The organism is Vogesella mureinivorans, from assembly GCF_007644035.1.
GTDB lineage: Bacteria > Pseudomonadota > Gammaproteobacteria > Burkholderiales > Chromobacteriaceae > Vogesella > Vogesella mureinivorans.
This window is the reverse complement of sequence record NZ_VMTV02000550.1, coordinates 1-461: the sequence shown is the minus strand read 5'-3', so window position 1 is coordinate 461 and position 461 is coordinate 1. Positions and strand designations below refer to the sequence as shown.

Annotated in this window: 1 protein-coding gene; it reads left to right on the top strand. The window is 67.5% G+C overall.

Features of this window, described 5'->3' with window-relative positions; translation table 11 throughout:
• A partial coding sequence (locus FLQ44_RS14500; RefSeq protein WP_206208897.1) for an AbgT family transporter occupies window positions 1–461 on the top strand: 461 nt, incomplete at both ends.

Genomic DNA, 461 nt, shown 5'->3' with positions numbered 1-461 from the left:
GCTGTCCGCGCCGCGCTACCTGCTGACTCCGGTGATGGTGTTCGCCGGCGTGATGTCCAACATGGCGAGTGAGATCGGCTACGTGCTGCTGGTGCCACTGGCGGGCCTGATCTTCCTCGCCGCGGGACGGCACCCGATCCTGGGCATGGCCGCTGCATTTGCCGGTGTCTCGCGCGCCCAACACGCCACGCTGCTGATCGCCACCATCGACCCGCTGCTCGCCGGCCCGTCGCCGGCAGCCGCCCGCATCGTCGATCCCGACTACACGGTCAATGCGGTGGCCAACTGGTACTTCATGATCGCCTCGACGCCGGTGATCACCCTGCTCGGCTGGTTCGTCACCGAGAAGATCGTGGCGCCGCGCTTTCCGGATGCGCCGAGTCGAGATCCGAATGCTGCCGGCGATGAAGCGCCCGAACAGGATCCGAACGCCCAGCGTCTGAAGCCCGAGGAGAAGCGCG